Origin of the sequence: Amycolatopsis xylanica (assembly GCF_900107045.1) — a bacterium.
GTDB classification, from domain to species: Bacteria; Actinomycetota; Actinomycetes; order Mycobacteriales; family Pseudonocardiaceae; genus Amycolatopsis; species Amycolatopsis xylanica.
The window spans coordinates 1,014,964-1,034,746 of record NZ_FNON01000003.1 but is presented as its reverse complement, the minus strand read 5'-3'; the positions used below and the strand labels follow the sequence as shown (position 1 = coordinate 1,034,746).

18 protein-coding genes and 1 pseudogene are annotated in these 19,783 nt (G+C 68.8%); 8 read left to right on the top strand and 11 right to left on the bottom strand.

From position 1 onward, the window contains the following. Positions 1–75 precede the first annotated feature (75 nt). The 4 genes and pseudogenes from adh to BLV57_RS18405 all read left to right on the top strand — a co-directional run bounded on the left by adh (position 76) and on the right by BLV57_RS18405 (position 3,120). Positions 76–1,578, top strand: a complete 1,503-nt coding sequence (adh, locus tag BLV57_RS18420; protein ID WP_245757371.1) for an aldehyde dehydrogenase — start codon at positions 76–78, stop codon at positions 1,576–1,578. Beyond that, positions 1,575–1,922 (top strand): DUF779 domain-containing protein, encoded by a 348-nt coding sequence (locus tag BLV57_RS18415; protein ID WP_218134838.1) that lies wholly within the window; start codon positions 1,575–1,577, stop codon positions 1,920–1,922. The genes adh and BLV57_RS18415 overlap by 4 nt, the downstream gene beginning before the upstream one ends. A gap of 33 nt (positions 1,923–1,955) precedes the next feature. Further along, a pseudogene (locus BLV57_RS18410) lies at positions 1,956–2,495 on the top strand (MOSC domain-containing protein); the annotation flags it as partial. Further along, complete coding sequence (locus tag BLV57_RS18405; RefSeq protein WP_091290132.1) at positions 2,494–3,120, top strand: TetR/AcrR family transcriptional regulator; 627 nt, start codon at positions 2,494–2,496, stop codon at positions 3,118–3,120. The pseudogene BLV57_RS18410 and the gene BLV57_RS18405, both read left to right, overlap by 2 nt. A gap of 3 nt (positions 3,121–3,123) precedes the next feature. Here the strand turns inward: BLV57_RS18405 and BLV57_RS18400 are convergent, their stop codons facing one another. From BLV57_RS18400 to BLV57_RS18390, 3 genes are all read right to left on the bottom strand, one after another. Beyond that, a complete protein-coding gene (locus tag BLV57_RS18400) occupies positions 3,124–4,710 on the bottom strand; it encodes a beta-N-acetylhexosaminidase (protein WP_091290130.1) in 1,587 nt (528 codons plus the stop codon). Positions 4,711–4,809: 99 nt separating this feature from the next. Next, positions 4,810–6,687, bottom strand: coding sequence for a propionyl-CoA synthetase (locus BLV57_RS18395; protein WP_091290483.1), 1,878 nt, complete (start codon positions 6,685–6,687; stop codon positions 4,810–4,812). Between the two features lie 54 nt (positions 6,688–6,741). Next, positions 6,742–7,398, bottom strand: a complete 657-nt coding sequence (locus tag BLV57_RS18390) for a hypothetical protein (protein WP_091290129.1) — start codon at positions 7,396–7,398, stop codon at positions 6,742–6,744. A gap of 70 nt (positions 7,399–7,468) precedes the next feature. Between BLV57_RS18390 and BLV57_RS18385 the strand changes: the two genes are divergently transcribed. Both BLV57_RS18385 and BLV57_RS18380 read left to right on the top strand, forming a co-directional pair. Beyond that, positions 7,469–7,984, top strand: coding sequence for a hypothetical protein (locus tag BLV57_RS18385; protein WP_143047094.1), 516 nt, complete (start codon positions 7,469–7,471; stop codon positions 7,982–7,984). 79 nt (positions 7,985–8,063) lie between these two features. Continuing rightward, positions 8,064–9,782, top strand: coding sequence for a serine/threonine-protein kinase (locus BLV57_RS18380; protein ID WP_091290125.1), 1,719 nt, complete (start codon positions 8,064–8,066; stop codon positions 9,780–9,782). Positions 9,783–10,048: 266 nt separating this feature from the next. Here BLV57_RS18380 and BLV57_RS18375 read toward each other — a convergent pair whose 3' ends face one another. Both BLV57_RS18375 and BLV57_RS18370 read right to left on the bottom strand, forming a co-directional pair. Continuing rightward, a complete protein-coding gene (locus BLV57_RS18375) occupies positions 10,049–11,098 on the bottom strand; it encodes a DUF3558 family protein (protein ID WP_143047093.1) in 1,050 nt (349 codons plus the stop codon). A gap of 43 nt (positions 11,099–11,141) precedes the next feature. Beyond that, on the bottom strand, positions 11,142–12,704 hold the full coding sequence (locus BLV57_RS18370; protein ID WP_091290122.1) for a dolichyl-phosphate-mannose--protein mannosyltransferase: 1,563 nt from the start codon (positions 12,702–12,704) through the stop codon (positions 11,142–11,144). A gap of 57 nt (positions 12,705–12,761) precedes the next feature. On the opposite strand from BLV57_RS18370, the gene rsmI reads away from it, so the two are divergent. Then, complete coding sequence (rsmI, locus tag BLV57_RS18365; RefSeq protein ID WP_091290121.1) at positions 12,762–13,592, top strand: 16S rRNA (cytidine(1402)-2'-O)-methyltransferase; 831 nt, start codon at positions 12,762–12,764, stop codon at positions 13,590–13,592. Here the strand turns inward: rsmI and BLV57_RS18360 are convergent. Then, a complete protein-coding gene (locus BLV57_RS18360) occupies positions 13,589–14,152 on the bottom strand; it encodes a QsdR family transcriptional regulator (protein WP_245757370.1) in 564 nt (187 codons plus the stop codon). The genes rsmI and BLV57_RS18360 overlap by 4 nt on opposite strands. 101 nt (positions 14,153–14,253) lie before the next feature. Between BLV57_RS18360 and BLV57_RS18355 the strand changes: the two genes are divergently transcribed. Then, entirely contained in the window at positions 14,254–15,210 is a 957-nt protein-coding gene (locus BLV57_RS18355) for a quinone oxidoreductase family protein (RefSeq protein ID WP_091290119.1), read from the top strand. Between the two features lie 160 nt (positions 15,211–15,370). On the opposite strand, the gene BLV57_RS18350 is transcribed toward BLV57_RS18355, so the two are convergent. From BLV57_RS18350 to BLV57_RS18330, 5 genes are all read right to left on the bottom strand, one after another. Continuing rightward, complete coding sequence (locus tag BLV57_RS18350; protein ID WP_091290118.1) at positions 15,371–16,633, bottom strand: aminodeoxychorismate synthase component I; 1,263 nt, start codon at positions 16,631–16,633, stop codon at positions 15,371–15,373. Between the two features lie 20 nt (positions 16,634–16,653). Continuing rightward, positions 16,654–17,271 (bottom strand): GH25 family lysozyme, encoded by a 618-nt coding sequence (locus BLV57_RS18345; RefSeq protein WP_091290116.1) that lies wholly within the window; start codon positions 17,269–17,271, stop codon positions 16,654–16,656. An 81-nt stretch (positions 17,272–17,352) separates the two neighbouring features. Further along, positions 17,353–18,117 (bottom strand): ABC transporter permease, encoded by a 765-nt coding sequence (locus BLV57_RS18340; RefSeq protein ID WP_091290114.1) that lies wholly within the window; start codon positions 18,115–18,117, stop codon positions 17,353–17,355. Continuing rightward, entirely contained in the window at positions 18,107–19,105 is a 999-nt protein-coding gene (locus tag BLV57_RS18335) for an ATP-binding cassette domain-containing protein (RefSeq protein ID WP_091290113.1), read from the bottom strand. The genes BLV57_RS18340 and BLV57_RS18335 overlap by 11 nt, the downstream gene beginning before the upstream one ends. Positions 19,106–19,183: 78 nt before the next feature. Continuing rightward, a complete protein-coding gene (locus BLV57_RS18330) occupies positions 19,184–19,771 on the bottom strand; it encodes a PadR family transcriptional regulator (RefSeq protein WP_091290111.1) in 588 nt (195 codons plus the stop codon). Between the last annotated feature and the right edge of the window lie 12 nt (positions 19,772–19,783).

Genomic DNA, 19,783 nt, shown 5'->3' with positions numbered 1-19,783 from the left:
GGTGCAACGTGCGTGCAACGTCGCCCGGCCTACCTTCGCCGTCGTCCGGTACGCCGAGTGATGAGGCAGGCAACGATGGTCCAGTACGAGCCCCCGAAGTACGAAACCCGCTACGACCACTACATCGGTGGCGAGTACGTCGCGCCCGCCGGTGGTCAGTACTTCGAAAACCCGACCCCGGTCACCGGCCAGGCCTTCACCGAGATCGCGCGCGGGACCTCCGCGGACATCGACCGGGCGCTCGACGCGGCCGAGGGCGCCGCGCCCGCGTGGGGCCGGACCTCGGTCGAAGCCCGCGCCGGCGTGCTGCTCAAGATCGCCGACCGGATGGAGCAGAACCTCGAAACGCTCGCGATCGCCGAAAGCTGGGAGAACGGCAAGCCGGTGCGCGAGACGCTCGCCGCCGACATCCCGCTGGCGATCGACCACTTCCGCTACTTCGCCGGCGCGTTGCGCGCCCAGGAAGGCGGGATCTCCCAGATCGACGACAACACCGTCGCGTACCACTTCCACGAGCCGCTCGGCGTGGTCGGCCAGATCATCCCGTGGAACTTCCCGCTGCTCATGGCCGTCTGGAAGCTCGCGCCCGCGCTCGCGGCAGGCAACGCGATCGTGCTCAAGCCCGCCGAGCAGACGCCCGCGTCGATCCACGTGCTGATCTCGCTCATCGGCGACCTGATCCCGCCGGGCGTGCTCAACGTCGTCAACGGCTTCGGCGTCGAAGCGGGCAAACCACTCGCGTCGAGCTCGCGCGTGAAGAAGGTCGCGTTCACCGGTGAGACCACCACGGGCCGCCTGATCCTGCAGTACGCGAGCGAGAACATCATCCCGGTGACCGTCGAGCTCGGCGGCAAGAGCCCGAACATCTTCTTCGACGACGTCGCCGCGGCCAACGACGCCTTCTACGACAAGGCGCAGGAAGGCTTCGCGCTGTTCGCGCTGAACCAGGGCGAGGTCTGCACCTGCCCGTCGCGCGCGCTGATCCAGTCCGGCATCTACGACCGGTTCCTCGGCGACGCGGTCGAGCGCGTCCGCAAGATCAAGCAGGGGCATCCGCTCGACACCGAGACCCAGATCGGCGCGCAGGCGTCGAACGACCAGCTCGAGAAGATCCTGTCGTACATCGACATCGGCAAGCAGGAAGGCGCGAAGGTGCTGACCGGCGGCGTGCGCAGCGACCTCGGCGGCGAGCTGTCCGGCGGGTACTACGTCGAGCCGACCGTGTTCGAGGGCCACAACAAGATGCGGATCTTCCAGGAGGAGATCTTCGGCCCGGTCGTCTCGGTCGCGCGGTTCGACGACTACGACGACGCCATGAAGATCGCCAACGACACGCTGTACGGGCTCGGCGCCGGGGTCTGGTCGCGCGACGGGAACACGGCCTACCGCGCGGGCCGCGACATCCAGGCGGGCCGGGTCTGGGTGAACAACTACCACGCGTACCCGGCGCACGCGGCCTTCGGTGGCTACAAGGCGTCCGGCATCGGCCGCGAGAACCACAAGATGATGCTGGACCACTACCAGCAGACCAAGAACATGCTGGTCTCGTACTCCGACCAGGCGCTCGGGTTCTTCTGATGGACCGCGTCGACCTGACGGGCGCCGCGGCCGCGTTGCTGCGGCGGCTCGTCGGGACGCACGGGCCGGTCATGTTCCACCAGTCCGGCGGATGCTGCGACGGCAGCGCGCCGATGTGTTACCCGCAGGGCGAGTTCCGGATCGGCGAGTCCGACGTGCATCTCGGTGACCTGCGGGTGACGGGCATCGGCGCCGTGCCGGTGTGGATGTCCGGTGCGCAGTACGAGTACTGGAAGCACACGCACCTCACCATCGACGTGGTGCCGGGGCGCGGTAGCGGGTTCTCGCTGGAAGCACCGGAAGGCGTGCGGTTCCTGATCCGGTCGCGGCTGCTCGAGACGTGAAAGTGTACGAACGGTCGTGCTATTTTCGAGGGCATGCGGGTAAAGGGTGTCTTCGTGGGCAAGCCCAGCGTGCTGGGGACGGTGCGGGACGAGCCGGTGTACAGCGCGATCGCCAAGGCCAGGGTCGAGAGCGCGCGCGTCAAGCTCGGCGAGATCAATCTCGAGGGTGACGACCAGGCCGATCGCCGCGTGCACGGCGGGCCGGACATGGCGGTCTACGTCTACCCGGCCGAGCATTACGAACACTGGTCCGATGACGGTCTCGCCGCGGAACCCGGCGATCTCGGCGAGAACGTCTCGGTCACCGGCGTCGACGAGCGCACAGTGCGCGTCGGCGACGTCTGGGCCTGGGGCGACGCGCTGGTCCAGGTGACCAAGCCGCGCTCGCCGTGCTTCAAGCTCGCCATGAAGACCGGGCGCAAGCAGATCATCGCGGAGATGATCCGCAACGGCCGCAGCGGCTGGTACCTGCGCGTGCTGCGCCCTGGCGAGGTGCCGACCGACGGTGAGCTCACGCTGGTCGAGTCCGATCCGATCGAGCCGACGATCGCCGAACTCAACGGGGCGCGCTATGACCGTTGACGGCCGGGTCGCGCGTGGTGACGCCACGCGCGCGGCGGTCTTGGAGCGCGCGGTCGACATCGCGTCGGTCGAAGGCCTCGACGGGCTGTCGATCGGCAGGCTCGCGACGGAGCTCGAACTCAGCAAGAGCGGGGTCCACGCGCGCTTTGGCTCGAAAGAGGAATTGCAGCTCGCCGCGATCAGCGCGGCGAGCGTCATCTTCACCGAGCACGTCATCACGCCGGCCATGACCGCGCCGCCGGGGCTGCCCCGGCTCGACGCGCTGTGCACGAACTGGCTGGCGTATTCGGAGGAGCGGGTCTTCCCCGGCGGTTGCTTCTTCTTCAACACCGCCGCCGAGTTCGACGCGCGGTCCGGCAGGGTGCACGACGCCATCGCGAAAGTGGGCCGCGACTTCGCGAACCTCATCACCGACCTGGTCCGGGAAGCCAAAAAGCTGGGCCACCTCGGGTCGGGGGTCGAGGTGGCCCAGCTGTCCTTCGAACTTCATGCACTCGGCCGGGCAGCCAACGCCGATTCCGTCATGAACGGGGGAACTGAGGCGTACGAGCTGGCCCGCGACTGCATGTCGAGCAGATTGCGGGCGGCGGCGATGAGCGCACCGCCCGCAACCTAGTCCTTATTTCCAGTCCACCTGCGGGGAACGGTAGAAATCGATCCCCTGCACGCCCCAACGCGGAGCCTGCTTCGCCAGCCGGAGCCGGTAGGTGTCCCAGTTGTGCGTCGCCTTGGGCGACCAGCCGATCTCCGCGTGGCCGGGAAGCCTCGGGAACGCCATGTACTCGAGGTCGTCGTTGGTGACCAGCGTTTCGGTCCAGATCGGCGCTTCGACACCCGCGACCTGGCTCTCGGTGACGCCCTTCAGGTACGTGGCCGGATCCCAGTCGTAGGCGTCCTTCACCTCGACGAGACCAGCCCAGTCCTGGCCCAGCGGGCTGGAGTCGGTGTACTTCATGTCGAGGTACGCCTTGTTCGCCGGCGAGAACAGGATCTTGTTCCCGCGCGCCGCCGCGGCCGCGACCTCGGGCTTGTCGTTCACGGTGTCCCAGAACTGCGGGATGGCCGTGGCGGCGGGCTTGGCCTTGGCGATCTCGTCCCAGCCGCTGATGTACTTGCCGTACTTGGCCGCGATCGGCTGCACCTTGTTCTCGAAGGTCAGGTAGTCCTCCGGCTTGGTGGCGTGTGCTTCGTCGCCGCCGATGTGGATGTACTTGCCAGGCGTCAGCGCCGCGAGCTCGCGGAAGACGTCGTCGACGAACCGGTAGGTCACCGGGTCGTTGATGCACAGCGAGCTGTAGCCGACCTCGGTGTCCGTGCGGACCGGCACGGCCTTCTTGTCGCAGTTCAGCTCGGCGTACGAGGACTGGGCCGCGTTGGTGTGGCCCGGCATGTCGATCTCCGGGATCACCGTGATGTGCCGCGAGGCCGCGTACTTCACCAGGTCCGTGTACTGCTCTTGGGTGTAGAACCCGCCCTTGCCGCCGCCGACCGCGGTCTGGCCGCCGAAGCTCGTCAGCCGGGGCCAGCTCTTGATCTCGATGCGCCAGCCCTGGTCGTCGGACAGGTGCAGGTGCAGCGTGTTGATCTTGTACTGGGCGATCTGGTCGATGTAGGTCTTGACTTGGTCCGGGTTGAAGAAGTGCCGGGCCACGTCGAGCATCGCGCCGCGGTAGCCGAACCGCGGGTAGTCGAGGACGCTGCCGCCGGCGACCGTCCACAGCCGGTGCTGGACCGTCTTCGCGTCGATCGCGGACGGGAGCAGCTGCCGCAGCGACTGCACGCCGAGGAACAGGCCGTCGGCGGTGTTCGCCTTGAGGGTTACACCATTCTTGGCAACCTTGAGGGTGTAGCCCTCCTTACCGACGCGGGCGTCGGCGTGGCCGAGCTCGAGCGAGATCGCGGGCAGGCCGAAGCTGTGCGAGAGCACGGGCAGCCGGTAGCCGGTGGCGGGCTTCAGCTGGCCGCGCAGGTAGTCGGCGACCTGCTTCGCGCCGGTGCCCGCCTTGATGACGGTGGCGGGCGAGAGCCAGAAATCGGCCTTGGCGTCGGCTTTCGCCTCCACCGGGGCCGGGATGATGTCGGTGACAGCGCGTTCCGAGCTCGCGGTCTGAGCGGTCGGACCGGCCGACGCCACCACGGGCAGGCCGAGAGTCGCGAGACTCAGAATGGCCGAACCCAGCAGGGCCCTGGACACGCGCTTCCTCACGGAACACCTCCGGTAGGGATTCAAGACGTCACCAGAGGTATAGACCAATGTGGCGCGGAGCACAACGGCCGATCGGTGGTGGTACGTACCACCCGACCCCTATTTTCCGCGCAATACCACCTTGAGCGCCTCCAGCACCGAGGCGTCTTCGATGGTGGACGGGACGGCTTCGTCGCGTCCGTCCGCGATGCCACGCATGGTTTTTCGTAAGATCTTGCCGGACCGGGTCTTCGGCAACGCCTCCACAATGGACACGTCCTTGAACGCGGCGACCGGCCCGATGTCACGCCGGACCAGTGCGACCAGTTCGGCCTTCAGGTCCGCTTCGGTGACTTCCACGCCCGCCTTGAGCACCACGAGCCCGCGCGGTAATTGCCCCTTGAGCTGGTCCTTGACGCCGATCACCGCGCACTCGGCAACGGCGGGATGCGAAGCGAGCACGGCCTCCATCGAGCCGGTCGAGAGCCGGTGACCGGCCACGTTGATCACGTCGTCCGTCCGGCCCATGACGAACAGGTAGCCGTCCTCGTCGAGGTAGCCGGAGTCTCCGGTTAGGTAATAACCGTCATAGCGCGACAGGTAGGTCTCTTTGTACCGTTCGTCGTCGCCCCAGAGCGTCGGCAGTGATCCGGGCGGCAGCGGAAGTTTGATGGCGATCGCGCCCTCACGGCCCGCTGGCACGCTTTCGCCCGCCTGGTCGAGGATCCGGACGTCCCAGCCCGGCACCGGCTTGGTCGCCGAGCCCGGCTTGACCGGCATCGGCTCCAGTCCTCGCGGGTTCGCCGCGATCGGCCAGCCCGTCTCGGTCTGCCACCAGTGGTCGATCACCGGGGTGCCGAGGTGCTCGCTCGCCCAGTGATAGGTCTCCGGGTCGAGCCGCTCGCCGGCCATGAACAGGGTCTGGAACCGCGAAAGGTCGTACTTCGCCAGTTCCTTGGCCTCGGGGTCGACCTTCTTGATCGCCCGCAGCGCGGTCGGCGCGGTGAACAGCGCCTTGACCCCGTGCTCGGCGATGACCCGCCAGAACGCGCCCGCGTCCGGCGTGCCGACCGGCTTGCCTTCGTAGAGCACGGACGTGGCGCCCACCAGCAGCGGCGCGTAGACGATGTACGAGTGCCCGACGACCCAGCCGACGTCGGACGCGGTCCACCAGACGTCACCGGGCTGGATGTCGTAGATCGCGCTCATCGACCAGGCCAGCGCGACCGCGTGCCCGCCGGTGTCGCGGACGACGCCCTTCGGCTTACCCGTGGTGCCGGAGGTGTAGAGGATGTACAGCGGATCGGTCGCGGCGACCGGCACCGCCTGCGCGGGCGGCGCGTGCTCGATGAGCTCGTTCCAGTCGACGTCCCGCTCGCCGAGCTCGGCCTTGTGCCGGTCGCGCTGCAGGATGACCACGCGGTCCGGCTGGTGCGCGCTCATCGCCAGCGCCTCGTCGATGATCGGCTTGTACTCGACGGTGCGCGTCGGCTCGATCCCGCAGGACGCGGCCACGATCACCCTCGGCTTGGCGTCGTCGACGCGCGCGGCCAGCTCCTTGGGCGCGAAGCCGCCGAAGACCACCGAGTGCACCGCGCCGAGGCGGGCGCAGGCGAGCATCGCGATCACGGCCTCGGGCACCATCGGCATGTAGATGATCACCCGCTCGCCCTTGTCGACGTGCAGCGAGGCGAGCGCGCCCGCGAACCGGGTGACCTCGTAGAGCAGCTCGGCGTAGGTGAACCGGCGGGTCTGGCCGGTGACCGGCGAGTCCCAGATCAGCGCGGTCCGCTCACCACGCCCGGCCTGGACGTGCCGGTCCAGCGCGTTGACCGAGGTGTTCAGCTCCCCGTCGGGGAACCAGCGGTAGAGCGGCGCGCCGCTGTCGTCGAGCGCCCGCGTCGGTTTTCGTGACCAGTCGATCGCTTCGGCGGCTTCCAGCCAGAAGCCCTCCGGGTCTTCCAGGCTCCGTCGGTGCGCTTCGGCGTAGTCGCCCATGGCAGCGATCTCCTTGTCGTCGACGACGCCACCCATCATGGACCTGATTCGCGGTCAGGGTTTCGCGTTGTCCGTCATGGTGGTGAGGATCGAGTCCATTTCCTGCCATTCGCTCGCCAGCGACGAGGCGTAGCAGAAGTACTCGATCCCGGACTTGCGCCAGTAGACCGAACGGACGTGCCGCAGGCCTTCCGGCGCGGTCCACTCGAAGTCCCAGGTGATGGCTTCGTTGCCGTGCAGCGTCATCTCGCGCAGCTGGGAACGGGCGAACCCGGCGAGCCGTTTGGACGTCGCCTTCTCGTAGTCCACATGGGACTTGAGGATCTCGCCGTCCGCCGAGGCGCCACCGTAGCGGACGAACCGAGTCGGCTTCGCGGGGTCGGTCGCCTGGGTCGCGCCCGGCGAGTCGCGCACCGGGCTGGTGGTCCAGCCCGCCGGGATCGCGGTGTGGAACCCGGCCGGTCCCGCGACAGGCTGGAAGTTGTCGGGCAAGGTGGACGGCGTCGGGGAGGACGAGGATGACTGGGTGGTCGAGGACGGAACGGCGGTCGGAACGCTGCTCGCCGTGGTCGGCTGACCGGCCGGTGGTGGCTGCGACTGAGGCGTGCCGCCGGAGGCGGTGGTGACCAGCAGGACCGTGCCGACGAGCGCGCAGGCGGTGAGGTTCGCGGCGGCGACGATGAGCGCGAGACGGGCATTGCTCGCTGGCATCGCGTGACCCTCCCCTGCCGCGATGAGGTGTTCAAGTGGGCACAGACAGTAGCATGGTTCGCCGGGGCGGATGACCACGTTCGGGAGGATGGCGATGGGCGACCCGATGGCCGAGGCGCGGGCGCTGGAGGCCGAGCTGGCCGCGAACCCGGGCGATGCGGCCGTCCGGGCCAAGGTCGTGGCCAGATTGGGCGAGCTGACCGCGGAAGTGCGCAGCGTCACACGCGATCAGGTGCTGGTGATGACCAGCGCCAAGCAACGCGAGTTCTGCGCCTACGCGGCCGACCGGATGATCACGCTGGGTGGCGGTGACGCGACCGCGCTCGCGTTGAAGGAAGAGGTCAAGGCGGGCGAGGACTGGGTGTGGCGCAGCCGGAATCTGGCCGCCTTGCTCGGTGGTTTCGCCGTGGCGGCGGGGCTCGCGGTGGTCGTGTTCGCGGCGCTGGCCGGCAGCGTCGCACTGGTCGCCGCGGCCGCCGTGGTGAGCAGCGCGGCGCTCGCCGCGATCGTGCTCACCTACCGGCGGCAGCGCTGGCGGCTGGACGCCGAACGTGTGAGCCAGGTCGTCTGGCGCCACGGTATCTAGCCCGGCAACCGCGACCGACGCTCATGCGTCCTAAGCTGAGTTGGGGGAAAACGGCAAAATCGACGCGAGGGAGTGGGGAGTGGGCGGTCTCGCAAGCTCGCTGCTGTCCTTGGCGCACACGCTTTTCGGGCCTGGCATCTGTCCCGGCGACTGGGTGTGGGCGACGAGTACCGCTGGGGCATTGATCGCGTTGTTCCCGGTGCTGGGGTCGGTCGTGATCGCGATCATCCGCAAGGGCACCGGAAACCGCTACGACATGACCACGCTGTCGATCTTCGGCGGCATCGGGCTGGTCGCGGCGCTCGTCTTCCCGTGGCTGCTCAGCCTCGGCGTGTCCGAGACGTACCGCGCGGCGTTCTCCGGTGGCGCGTCGGGACTTTCCGGCGCCGAAATGTCCACACTCGACAAAGACTTCTGCTCGTGGGTCGGCGTGCAGAAGGAGTACCTCGGTGGCGGGCAGAACGTCTACGAGACGCTCTTCTACCCGACGGGCCAAGGCCTGTCCTACGGCCTTTACCTGGTGCTCCTGCTCGGCCTGCCCGCCGCGTCGCTGCTGTTCGTGATGCTGCAGGCACGCACCGCGTTCCGCCGCGGCCCGAAGTGGCCGTCGCGGTTCATCTGGATCCCGTTCGTGGCGATGTTCCTGTTCAGCGCGGGCGTCGAAGCGAACACCGCCGTGCACCTGTGGCTCGGCTTCCTGCCGTTCAGCGTGCTGGGCATCATCCCGGTCGCGCTGGTCGGCCCGCCGCCGTGGTCGGTCATCAACCGGCCCGAGCGCCCGCGTCCCGAGCCGGAGCCGTACCGCCCGCCGCCCTCACAGGTCGCGCAGACGCCGCCTCCTCCGCCCCCGCCGCCGCTGAAGAACTACAACCCGACCTCGGTCGCGCCCGCCGCCGAACCGGCGCCGCTGCTCGCGGCCGCACCCGGCCCGATCCCGGCCCCGCCCGGCTCGCGCAACGCGGGCGGCGGGCGGTACCGGCGTATAAAGCAGCTCGGCGCCGGCGGTTTCGGCACCGTCTGGCAGGCGCACGACACCCAGCTCAACCGCACGGTCGCGCTGAAGATCGCGCACGCGCCCGACCGCGACACCGAGGAGCGCATGCAGCGGGAAGCCCGCGCGCTCGCCGCCGTCAGCCACCCGAACTGTGTGCGCGTCTACGACCTGGTCGAAGAGAACGACGGCCTCGCGCTGGTGATGGAGTACCTCGAAGGCCGCCCGCTGGCCGCGATCGTCGACGGCCACGGCCCGCTCGACGACATCGCCGCCGGACGGCTCTGGGCGACCATGGCGGGCGCGCTCGCCGCGGCACACGCGAAGGGCGTGCTGCACCGCGACATCAAGCCGTCGAACATCATCCTCGACCCCGGCGGCCTGGCACACCTGATCGACTTCGGCATCGCCCGCAGCAAGGGCGACTCGAAGCTGACCGCCACCGGCATGATGATCGGCACCCCCGACTTCGTCGCGCCCGAGACCGCGATGGGCTCGCAGGCCAGCCCGGCCTCGGACGCCTGGCAGCTCGCGGCGACGATCAGCTACGCGCTCTCGGGCCAGCCGCCCCGCGGCACCCGTGAGACGCCGATGGCCGCGCTGATGGCCGCCGCCCGCTCGGAGCCGATGTCGTGCCTGCCCGCGCGCAGCGCGCACTCGCGTCTGCTCATCGCGTCACTGGACGCCGACCCTCGCCGCCGCCCGACACTGACCGCCGTCCGGCGCGAGGTCGAAGGCTGGCTTTCGCGTGTCGGCAAGTCCGCCGACGGGCCGGTCACCCAGTTCGTGCCTCGCCAGACCCGCTAGTCGTGAGCGTTGCGGGCGGTTAGAACCGCCCGCAACGCTCACGACCACTGGCTTCCGCCTGAGGCTGATCGCGCAGCGAGGGTGACCCCGAGTGCTGACAACGCACCCAATGGCCCCCTCACTTCACACTGCACCCCAAGGTCGGCAACCACGTCGAGCTTGGCCGCGGAAGTCCACACCGGCCGGCCCGGGGCGTCGCGTCGATTGACGACGCAAGCCAAGCCTCAACTACCCGGCATTGGGTTCTCACCGTCGGCAACACCGGCTCACGAGATCCCGCTGATGAGGCTGGCGACCGAGACGGCCATGGTGACCCTGACCGACTCACAAGCCTTGTCCTTGGCGTCCTTCGCGACCGGGATGAACTCGGTCTGCAGCACCTGCTTGCTCTGCAGCTCGACGCTCAGCGTGCAGCTCGTCGCCGTCTGCTCGGTCCGCGACGGCAGCACGCCGAACTTCCCAGGCGTCACACGCGCCCCAGGCTTCTCGGGCACCCCGGCCAAACCGACCCCTGCCGTCGTATAGGACCCGACGGCGTTGGCGTATTTGCTCTCGTAGCTGCAGCTCGGGCCGAGCGGAGTCGTGCCTTCCTTGCCGCCGCCGCGCGGGACGGAGATGCCCGCGTAGTTGACGTGGGTGAACTTCACGATCTCGCAGATGCCGCCCGGCATCTTGGCGAGCGCGTCGGCGGGCGGCTCCTGGACGACGCCTTCCCATGGTGTGCCGCCTGCCAGCGGCACGAACTTCTTCGCGATGACCTCGGCGACCTTCTTGGCGACCTCGCAGTGCTCGGCGCGGTTGCCTGCCTCGTCGCCGCCGATGTCGTAGCCGTCGACGGCGAGCGCGGCGTACGCGCGGACGTCCAGCAGCACCGAGCAGAACGTGACCGGCGGCGGGTCGAAGGTGTAGACCCGACCCTTCAGCCCGGCGATCTGCACTGGCTCGACCGAGGAGGTCGTCTGCGTGATCCGGTTGTACGGCCCGTAGACGTGGACCTGCGCGCCCTTGTTGTTCGGCAGCACGAACTGACAGCCGCTGAGCACGGCCTCCGAGCTGATCGTTCCGAGCGGTTTCATCTCTTCGGTGACGAGCGGCAGCCAGTCGCAGGCCGCCTTGCTGATCTCGGAGCGCAGCGGGAGCGGCTGGTCGAGCGGGTCGGTGCTGAACCCCGATCCGTTCGCGGGCGCCTTGTAGACCGGTGTGTCCGCCGACGGGGCTTGCGGGGCGCTGCCCTGCGGGAACGCGGAGCCGGTGACGGTGGTGGAGCAGCCGGTCAATAAGAGGAGACCGGCGAGTAAAGCTGGCCAACGTGACATTTCAACCCCCAGTAGGTTTGGGGTGAAGTCTAGGCCAAACGGGTTAACGCCACGACGGAAGCCACATTTCGGCCTGCCATTGGCCGCTGGTGATCGAGTCGCCGTTGAGGATCGGCCAGAGCCACGCGAAATTCGCGACCACGAGCCCGACGTACAGCGCGACCACGAGCAGGCCGGTGCCGCGTCGTTCGAAGCCGCGCTGGGCGCTGCCCAGGATCTGCCCGAGGATCAGGGTGAGCCCGAGGATGAGGAACGGCGCCATCGGGGTCGCGTAGAAGAAGTACATCTGGCGGTCGAGGTTGATGAACCACGGCAGCAGCCCGGCGAGGTAGGCGACGAGCACCGCCGCGTAGCGCCAGTCCGAGCGGAACACCGAGCGCCAGATGCTCCAGCCGAGCATCGGCAGCGCGAGCCACCACATCGCGGGCGTGCCGATCAGCATGGTCGCGCGCACGCAGTTCGACTCGCCGCAGCCGGTCGCGGCCGCGCCGGACTCGTAGTAGTAGAGCATCGGCCGCAGGCCCATCGGCCACGTCCACGGCTTCGACTCCCACGGATGCGGGTTGTCCTTCGGCGTGTTCAGGTTCGCGTGGAAATGCAGCACGTTCGCCGTGTAGTCGCCGAGTGAGCGCAAGGCGTCCGGCACGAACCCCCAGAAGCCGGGGTCGATGTTCTTCATCTCGACGTAGTTGCGGTCGGTCGCGGTCTCGCTGGCGAACCAGGCCCAGTAGCTGCCGAGGTACATCAGGAACGGGATCACCAGGATCGCGAACAGCGCGGGCGCCACGTCGCGCACGATCGTGCCGAGCCACGGGTGCTCGACCCCGGCGGCGCGGCGGGCCGCGACGTCGAAGAACACGCAGAGCAGGCCGAACGCGACGATGTAATAGAGGCCGGACCATTTGACGCAAAACGAGAGGCCGATCATCAGCCCGGCGGCGAAGCGCCACCAGCGGAAGCCGAGCCGGGGCCCGAACTTGGACTCGTCGGCCCAGCCTTCACCGGCGGCCACGGCGAGGCGTTCGCGGACCTGGTCGCGGTCGCGCAGCAGGCAGCCGAACGCGGCGAGCACGAACAACGCGATGAAGATGTCGAGCATCCCCATCCGAGCCTGCAGGTGCAGCACCCCGTCGCAGATGACCAGCACGCCCGCGATCGCGCCGAGCAGGGTCGAGCGCGTGAGGCGTCGCGCGATCCGCACGGTGAGGAAGACGATCAGGACGCCGGCCAGCGCGGCCGAGAGCCGCCAGCCCCAGCCGTTGTAGCCGACCAGCCATTCGCCGAGCGCGATCAGCTGCTTGGCGAGCGGCGGGTGGACGACGAGTTCGTAGCCGTAGTTGTCCTCGTAACCGCCGTTGCGCAGCACCTGCCACGCCTGCGGGACGTAGTGCTTCTCGTCGAAGACCGGGGTGCCCTTGTCGGTGGGGAAGCCCAGGTCCTGCAGGCGCACGATGGCGCCGATGAGCGTGACGACCGCGGTGACGACCCAGCCGCGCAGCCGGTCGGCCGGCATCGGCCTGCCGAGCAGCGTGGCCTCGCGATCCGACGGCGGCCTCAGGTCCTCGACGGCGTTTTCGTCGTCAGGGCGCGTCAGCAAGGCGGTCACGGGTGACGATCCTACGGGCGCGCGAGTGAATTCGGCATGCCGCTGTAGCTTGAGCGTATGACCGGTCGGCTCGTACTGGCGGCGACCCCGCTGGGTGACTCCCGCGACGCGTCGCCCCGGCTCGTCGAGGCGCTCGGCACCGCCGACGTGATCGCGGCCGAAGACACCAGGCGCCTGCGCGCGCTCGCGTCGGCCTTGGACGTGACCCCGTCCGGCCGGATCGTCAGCTTTTACGAGGACGTCGAAACGTCCAGGCTGCCCAAGCTGCTCGAGTCGCTGCGGGACGGCGAGACCGTGCTGCTGGTGACCGACGCCGGGATGCCGAGCGTCTCAGATCCGGGGTTCCGCCTGGTCGCGGCCTGCGTCGAGGCGGACCTGCCGGTCACCTGCCTGCCGGGGCCGTCGGCGGTGACGACGGCGCTCGCGTTGTCAGGGCTGCCGTGCGACCGCTTCTGCTTCGACGGGTTCGCGCCGCGCAAGCCGGGCGAGCGGGCCAAGTGGCTGGGCGAGCTCAAGCAGGAACCACGCACCGTGGTCTTCTTCGAATCCCCGCATCGGATCGCCTCGACGCTGGAGGACGCCGCGTCCGTGCTCGGCGGTTCCCGGCGCGCGGCGGTCTGCCGCGAGCTGACGAAGACGTACGAGGAGATCAAGCGCGGCACGCTCGCGGAGCTGGCGGAGTGGGCGGCTGAAGGCGTCCGCGGTGAGATCACTGTGGTGCTCGGGCCGGGTGAGCCGCGTGAGGTTTCTGTGGCGGACCTGGTGAGCGAGGTCGCCGAGCGCGTCGCCGACGGTGAGCGCCTCAAGACGGCCGCCGCCGAGGTCGCGGCGGCAGCCGGGGTGTCGAAGAAGGAGCTGTACGACGCGGTGCTCGCGTCACGCCGCTAGCGGAGTAGCGCTTCGATCGCGGCCTGCGCCTTGGCGGCGTCGGGCTCCTCGCCGGTGATGATGTCGGTGTAGATGAACGACTCGCCGATGCGGACGATCAGGTAGGCGAGGTCGGGCACCGGCAGCGGCGGGTTCAGGCCGCCCTCGCGGACTTCCGCTTCGAGCAGCTCTTCGAGCTTCGCGATGATCCGGCTCTGCACGACGCTGGCCTTGGTGGTGAGGATGCGCAGCGCGCGCTCGGGCTCGCGGCGGACGAACTCGCGGAAGGCCTCGGCCTCGTTGACCGTGCGCACGAAGGAGCCGATGGCGTCGGCCAGCCGCTCGGCGCCGGTGCCGGTCGCGGACTTGGAGCGCGCCTCGAAGACGTCCTCGGTGATCGACCACAGGATCTCGCCGAGGAGCTGGTCGCGGTTGCCGACCCAGCGGAACAGCGTCGCGCGGCTGATCTCCAGCTCGGTGGACAGTTCCCGCAGGTCGACGCGGCGGCCCTGGAGGAACCACGACCGCGCGATGGCGAACGCGTACAGCGCGTCCGGACGTTCGGGGCGCTCGGTTCTCAACAGGCGGCTCAGTTCGGTTTCGATCGGTGAAACATATCACGTCCTGTCTCAAGCGTGAGACATATGCAAAAATGTTTCATCCAGCTGACGGAAGGTGGCATATGCGTGCAGTACAGGTGACCGAGTTCGGCGGGCCCGAGGTCCTCACCCCGGTCGAGCTGCCGGACCCGGTGCCCGGGGCGGGCGAGGTGCTGATCGAGGTCGACCGTATCGGGGTCAACTACGCCGACACGCACCAGGCCGAGAACTCCTATCTCGCGCCGAGCAAGCTGCCGCTGGTGCCCGGCGGCGAGGTCACCGGCCGGACCCCGGACGGCAAGCGCGTCGTCGCGCTGCTGAACGGCGCGGGCTACGCCGAGCGTGCCGTCGCCAACGCGGGCGGGCTGTTCGAGATCCCCGAGGGCGTCGACGACCTGACCGCGCTGTCGTTCATCGTCCAGGGCGCGACCGCCTGGCTGCTGCTGCGCAAGAGCGCGCACCTCGAGGCGGGCGAGTCGGTCGTGGTGCACGCGGCCGCCGGTGGTGTCGGCAGCATCGCCGTCCAGCTCGCCAAGGTGTGGGGCGCGGGCCGGGTCATCGCGACCGCGTCGAGCGAGGAGAAGCGCGAGCTCGCGCTGGAGCTGGGCGCGGACGTCGCGATCGACTCGCGGTCCGAGGACATGACCGCGGCGCTGCGCGAGGCCAACGGCGGCAAGCGCGTCGACATCGTGCTCGACATGACCGGCGGCAAGACCACCGACCAGAGCATCGCGGCGCTGGCGCCGTTCGGCAGGCTCGCGTTCTACGGCATGGCCAGCCGCGAGCTGCCGAAGGAGATCGACCTGCGCAACCTGCTCGGCCACAGCTCGACGGTCGCGGGCATGTGGCTGCCGCACGCGCTCTCGCTGCCGGGCAACGTCTACGGCCGCGCGATGACCGAGCTGTTCGAGCTGGCCGTCGCGGGCAAGATCCGCGCGGTCGCGGGCGGCGAGTACGGGCTTTCGGAAGCGCGGAAGGCGCACGAGGCGCTGCGGTCGCGCGGGACCGTCGGCAAGCTCCTGCTCGACCCGTCTCGCTAGAACGGGATAAAGCGGGCTTTATCCCGGTGTGGGATAAAGCCCGCTTTATCGCGGGATCAGCTGACGAGCGTGGCGACGACGCAGGCCGCTCCTCAAGAGTCGATCTTGGTTTGAGGCTGCCCGGTCATGTGCGAATTGCGTGAAGAAGTAACCGGCCGGGTTATGGGTTCGCCAGCAGGTGTTCCAGTGGTGCGGCCTTGTGCAGGCATTCCTGCCATTCGGCGCCCGGCTCCGAGTCCGCGGTGATGCCGCCGCCGACGCCGAGCGCGATGCGCCCGTCCGCGATCTCGAAGGTCCGGATCGCGACGTTCAGCTCCATCCCGGCGATCGGCGACGTCAGCCCCATGGCTCCCGTGTAGACGCCGCGCGGGGTGTGCTCGAGCTCGGCGATCAGGTCGAGCGCGCGGATCTTCGGCGCGCCGGTGACCGAACCCGGCGGGAACGTCGCCGCGAGCAGTTCCGCGTTGGAAGCGTCGAGCCGCCCCTCCACGGTCGACTCCAGATGCCAGACGCCCGGCGCGGGCCGCACGCGCAGCAGCTCGCGCACCCGCACGCTGCCGACCGCGCACACCCGGCCGAGATCGTTGCGCACCAGATCGGTGATCATCACGTTCTCCGCGACGTCCTTTGTGGACTCGCGAAGCCGTGACGCCAGCTCGTCGTCCTGTGCGCCGCGTCGCGGCAGTGTGCCCTTGATCGGTGTAGAACGAACGTGATCTCCTTGACGGGCAAGGAAAAGCTCCGGCGAGAGTGACACCAGCGAACCCCGGGAACCGCTCAGGAAAGCCGCGCGGCGCGGCGACATCCGCCGGATCCCTTCGGCGAACAACGCTTCGGGTGAGCCGGTGAACTCACCGGTGAACCGGGTGCAGATGTTCGACTGGAACAGCTCGCCCGCTTCGATCGCGTGCACGCAGGACTTCACCGCGGTGTGATGATCCGACGGCAGCGGACGGTCCAAAGTGGCCGCTCGCCAGCGCGGCGCCGGCGCGGGACGGGAGAGCAGTGCTTCCAGTTCGTCGGCCAGCGCGAGACGGGCGGGATCCAGTGCTTCGAACCACCAGTGGCCGTCGGCGTCCAGGCGCAGCACGTGATCCGCCCAGCCCCAGGCCGCCACGGGCAGCCCGGTCGACCGGCCTGACGGGTCCGTCAGGTCGTACGACAGGTACCCGAACCAGCCGCCGCCGACCGCGCCCGGTATCGGGTCATGCACAGCCGGTTGCTCGTCGGGTACCGAAAACGCTTGCGAGGCGTCGAAAGCGTTCAAAGACACGCTGGGCGCGAGTACCGCGCGCGAGCCGAACCACTCGCCGCTCAACGCCGCCGGCGGCGCGATCCCCAGCTCGCGGGCACGCGCACCGAGCAGCAGCAACGCCGAATCAGGCGTCACCGATGACGAGAGCGCGCGCACCACCAACCGCATGCGGGGGATTGTCGCAGCTACTAGAGCAGTAAATCGCCCAATGTGAACGGATACACGACCGCGTCCTGCGCCACCTGCCCGCGCACACCGGGCACCTTGGGCGAGAAACCGTGCTGGTGCAGGCCGAGCCTCGAGTGGAACCAGCCGGGCCGCCCGGGGATGCCGTTGTGCCGGACGAGCCAGAGGATGACCTCGCTGTCGGCCCAGCGGTCCGGGTTGAGCCGCTGGCTCACCCAGCAGTCGTAGTCGGCGTAGATCAGCACCCGCTTGATCCGCGCCGCGTGCCGGACCGCCTTGATCCAGGCCTTGATGAACTTGTCGTCCACACTCGCCGCTTCGACTTCGAGCGCGGGCGCCAGCGAACCGGGCGCGAACGCGCCGAGCTTGCTCGCGGTGCGGACGAAGAACTCGGCCTGGTCGTACACCGCGCCAGGCCGCGCGTAATGCCGCGCTCCCGTGTGGATCCCGGCTTGCTGGGCGCCGGCCAGCAGGCGTTCGGCGGCCAGCGCGCTCCAGTTCGTGTTCTCGGTGAGGGTCACCGACGCGAATCTGAAATCGCCGGTGCGGACCGCGGCCCAGTCGTCCACGGTCTCCCGATGGGAAAGGGTGATTCCCAGTTCGGCTTCCGGCTCAGTCATTTCGCACCGCCCTCGCATGCAGTGAAAGGTCACCTTACGTGCGTACTGCGTCCGCAAGGTGACCTTTCACGTCAGCGTGTCTCAGGCGTTTTCGCGCTGGAACGTCCGAGCGCCCCACCAAACCGCCAAAACCGCCATCACGACGACGACCACGCTGCCGGTGAACACCGCGTCCATCGCGAAGTCACCCTTGAACGTGTTCCGCTCGACGTCGACGACATGCCGGAACGGGTTGATGCGGGAAACGTTGTACAACCAGGCGGGCGCGACGCCCGCGGTGATCGGCAGCAGGATCCCCGAGAGCAGCAGCAGCGGCATGAGGACCGCGTTCAGCAGAGCCGGGAACGACTCCTCGCTCTTCAGTGTCAACGCGAGCGCGTACGAACACGAAGCCAGCGTGACCGCGAGCAGGAACACGATCACCAGGCTCAGCACGACGCCGACGAACGGCGCGTTGAGGTCGAACACGAAGTACGCCAGCGCGATGATCAGCACGGCCTGGAACACCGCCTGCAGCGCGTTCGCGAGCACCTTGCCGAGCAGCAGCGCGGCCCGGCTGACCGGGGTCACCCGCATCCGCTCGACCACGCCGGAGCGGTACTCGGCGAGCAGCCCGAAGCCGACGAACGAACTGCCGAACAACGCCAGCTGCGCGATGAGCGCCGGGGTGAGCAGCATCCAGCCGTCCACCTCGGTCAGTCCCTGCGCCTGCATCGCCTTCACCATCAGCGGGCCGAACAGGAACAAGTACAACAGCGGCTGCATGATCCCGATCATGATCCAGGTCGGGTTGCGCAGCGCCGCGACCATGTCGCGCCGGAAGATCAACCAGGTGTCACGCAACATCGGCGGCCTCCTTCTCTTGCGCCGGCGCCTGCGCGCCTTCCTCGGCGTCGCGCAGGCTGCGCCCGGTGAGCACGAAGAACACGTCGTCGAGCGTCGGGCGGTGCACTTCCATCGACCGCATGGCGATGCTCTCGGCGTCGAGCGCGCGCAGCAGCTCCGGCATGGCGATGTCGCCGCGCGGCACCCGGAACCGGATCGTGTCGTCCACAATGGACATCTCGTGCGCGCCCGGTAACCGTCCGGCGATCTCCGCGGCCCGTGACACGGACTCGCGGGGCACGCCGACGACCACGCCGTCGCCGGAGACCCGTTCCTTCAAGGCGTCCGGGCTGCCCTCGGCGACGATCTCGCCGTTGTCGATGACGATCAGCCTGTCGGAGAGCGAATCGGCCTCGTCCAGGTAATGCGTCGTCAGGAAGACGGTCACGCCCTGCTCGGCGCGCAGCCTGCGGATGTGCTCCCACAGGTTGGCCCGGCTCTGCGGGTCGAGCCCGGTGGTCGGCTCGTCCAGGAAGATCAGGCCGGGTGAGTGAATGAGCCCCAGTGCGATGTCGAGCCGCCTGCGCTGGCCGCCCGACAGTGTCTTGGTGAACCGCTGGTCCAGTCCGGACAGGTCGAGCTGGCCGGTGAGCTCGGCGCCGCGGGCGCGCGCGTCCGCCTTGGACAGTCCGTAGAGCCTGCCCTGCAGCTCGATCTCCTCGCCGACCTTGGACTCCGGCGCGGTGCCGCCGCCCTGCGCGACGTAGCCGATCCGCTTGCGTACCCCCAGCGGGTCCTTCAGCAGGTCCACGCCGCCGACCATGGCCTCGCCGGCGGTCGGCTTGAGCAGCGTGGTGAGCATGCGCAGTGTGGTGGTCTTGCCGGCGCCGTTCGGCCCCAGGAAGCCGACGAGCTCGCCGGCCTCGACGTCGATGTCGACGCCCTTGACGGCGTCGACCGTGCGGCCCCTGGCGGTGAACCGCCTGGCGAGGCCGCGTGCCTTGATCATGAGAACCCCTCTCGTAATCAAACTTGACTAGTTTGACGGGCAAACTGTGCCCTAGAAGGGTGCGCTAGTCAAATTTGATTAGCCGGTGGGCTCGCCGAACACGGCCTCGTCTTCGCCCGCCATGACGTACTCGCCCTGCTCCAAGCGGCCGATCATGTCCCGCAGCCAGCGCACATCGGTCTCGGCGTGCGCGTGCCACATCCGGTACAGCTCGCTGACATGCGCGGGCTTGGCGAAGTCCGTGAAGTGCTCGCGGGCGTAGAGGGAAGCTTGAGCTTGGCCTTCCATCTGCATGAGCCGGTGCTTGAGAAGGCTTACGACACGCTCGCGGGGGAGCGCGGTCATGAAGGTGACGGCCGCGGCCAGGGTGTACGGGCTCGGGTCGTTCGTCGACAGCGCCGTGCTGAGGAGGGTCTCGAACTCTTCCTCACCCTCGCTGGTCAGCCGGTACGCGGTCCGGTCCGGCCCGCCGCTCTCGCCGGCATCGGCGACCTGCTCGAGCAGGTTCTCGCCGGTCATCTTCTTGAGCGCGTGATAGATGGAGCCCGGCTGCACGTTGCCCCACTTGTCGGCCGACCACGACAGCAGTTCGCGGCGCACCTGGTAGCCGTGCGCCTGGCCGTACATCCGTACGACCCCGAGCACGAGCAGTCGCGTCGCGGACAAGAGTGACCTCCA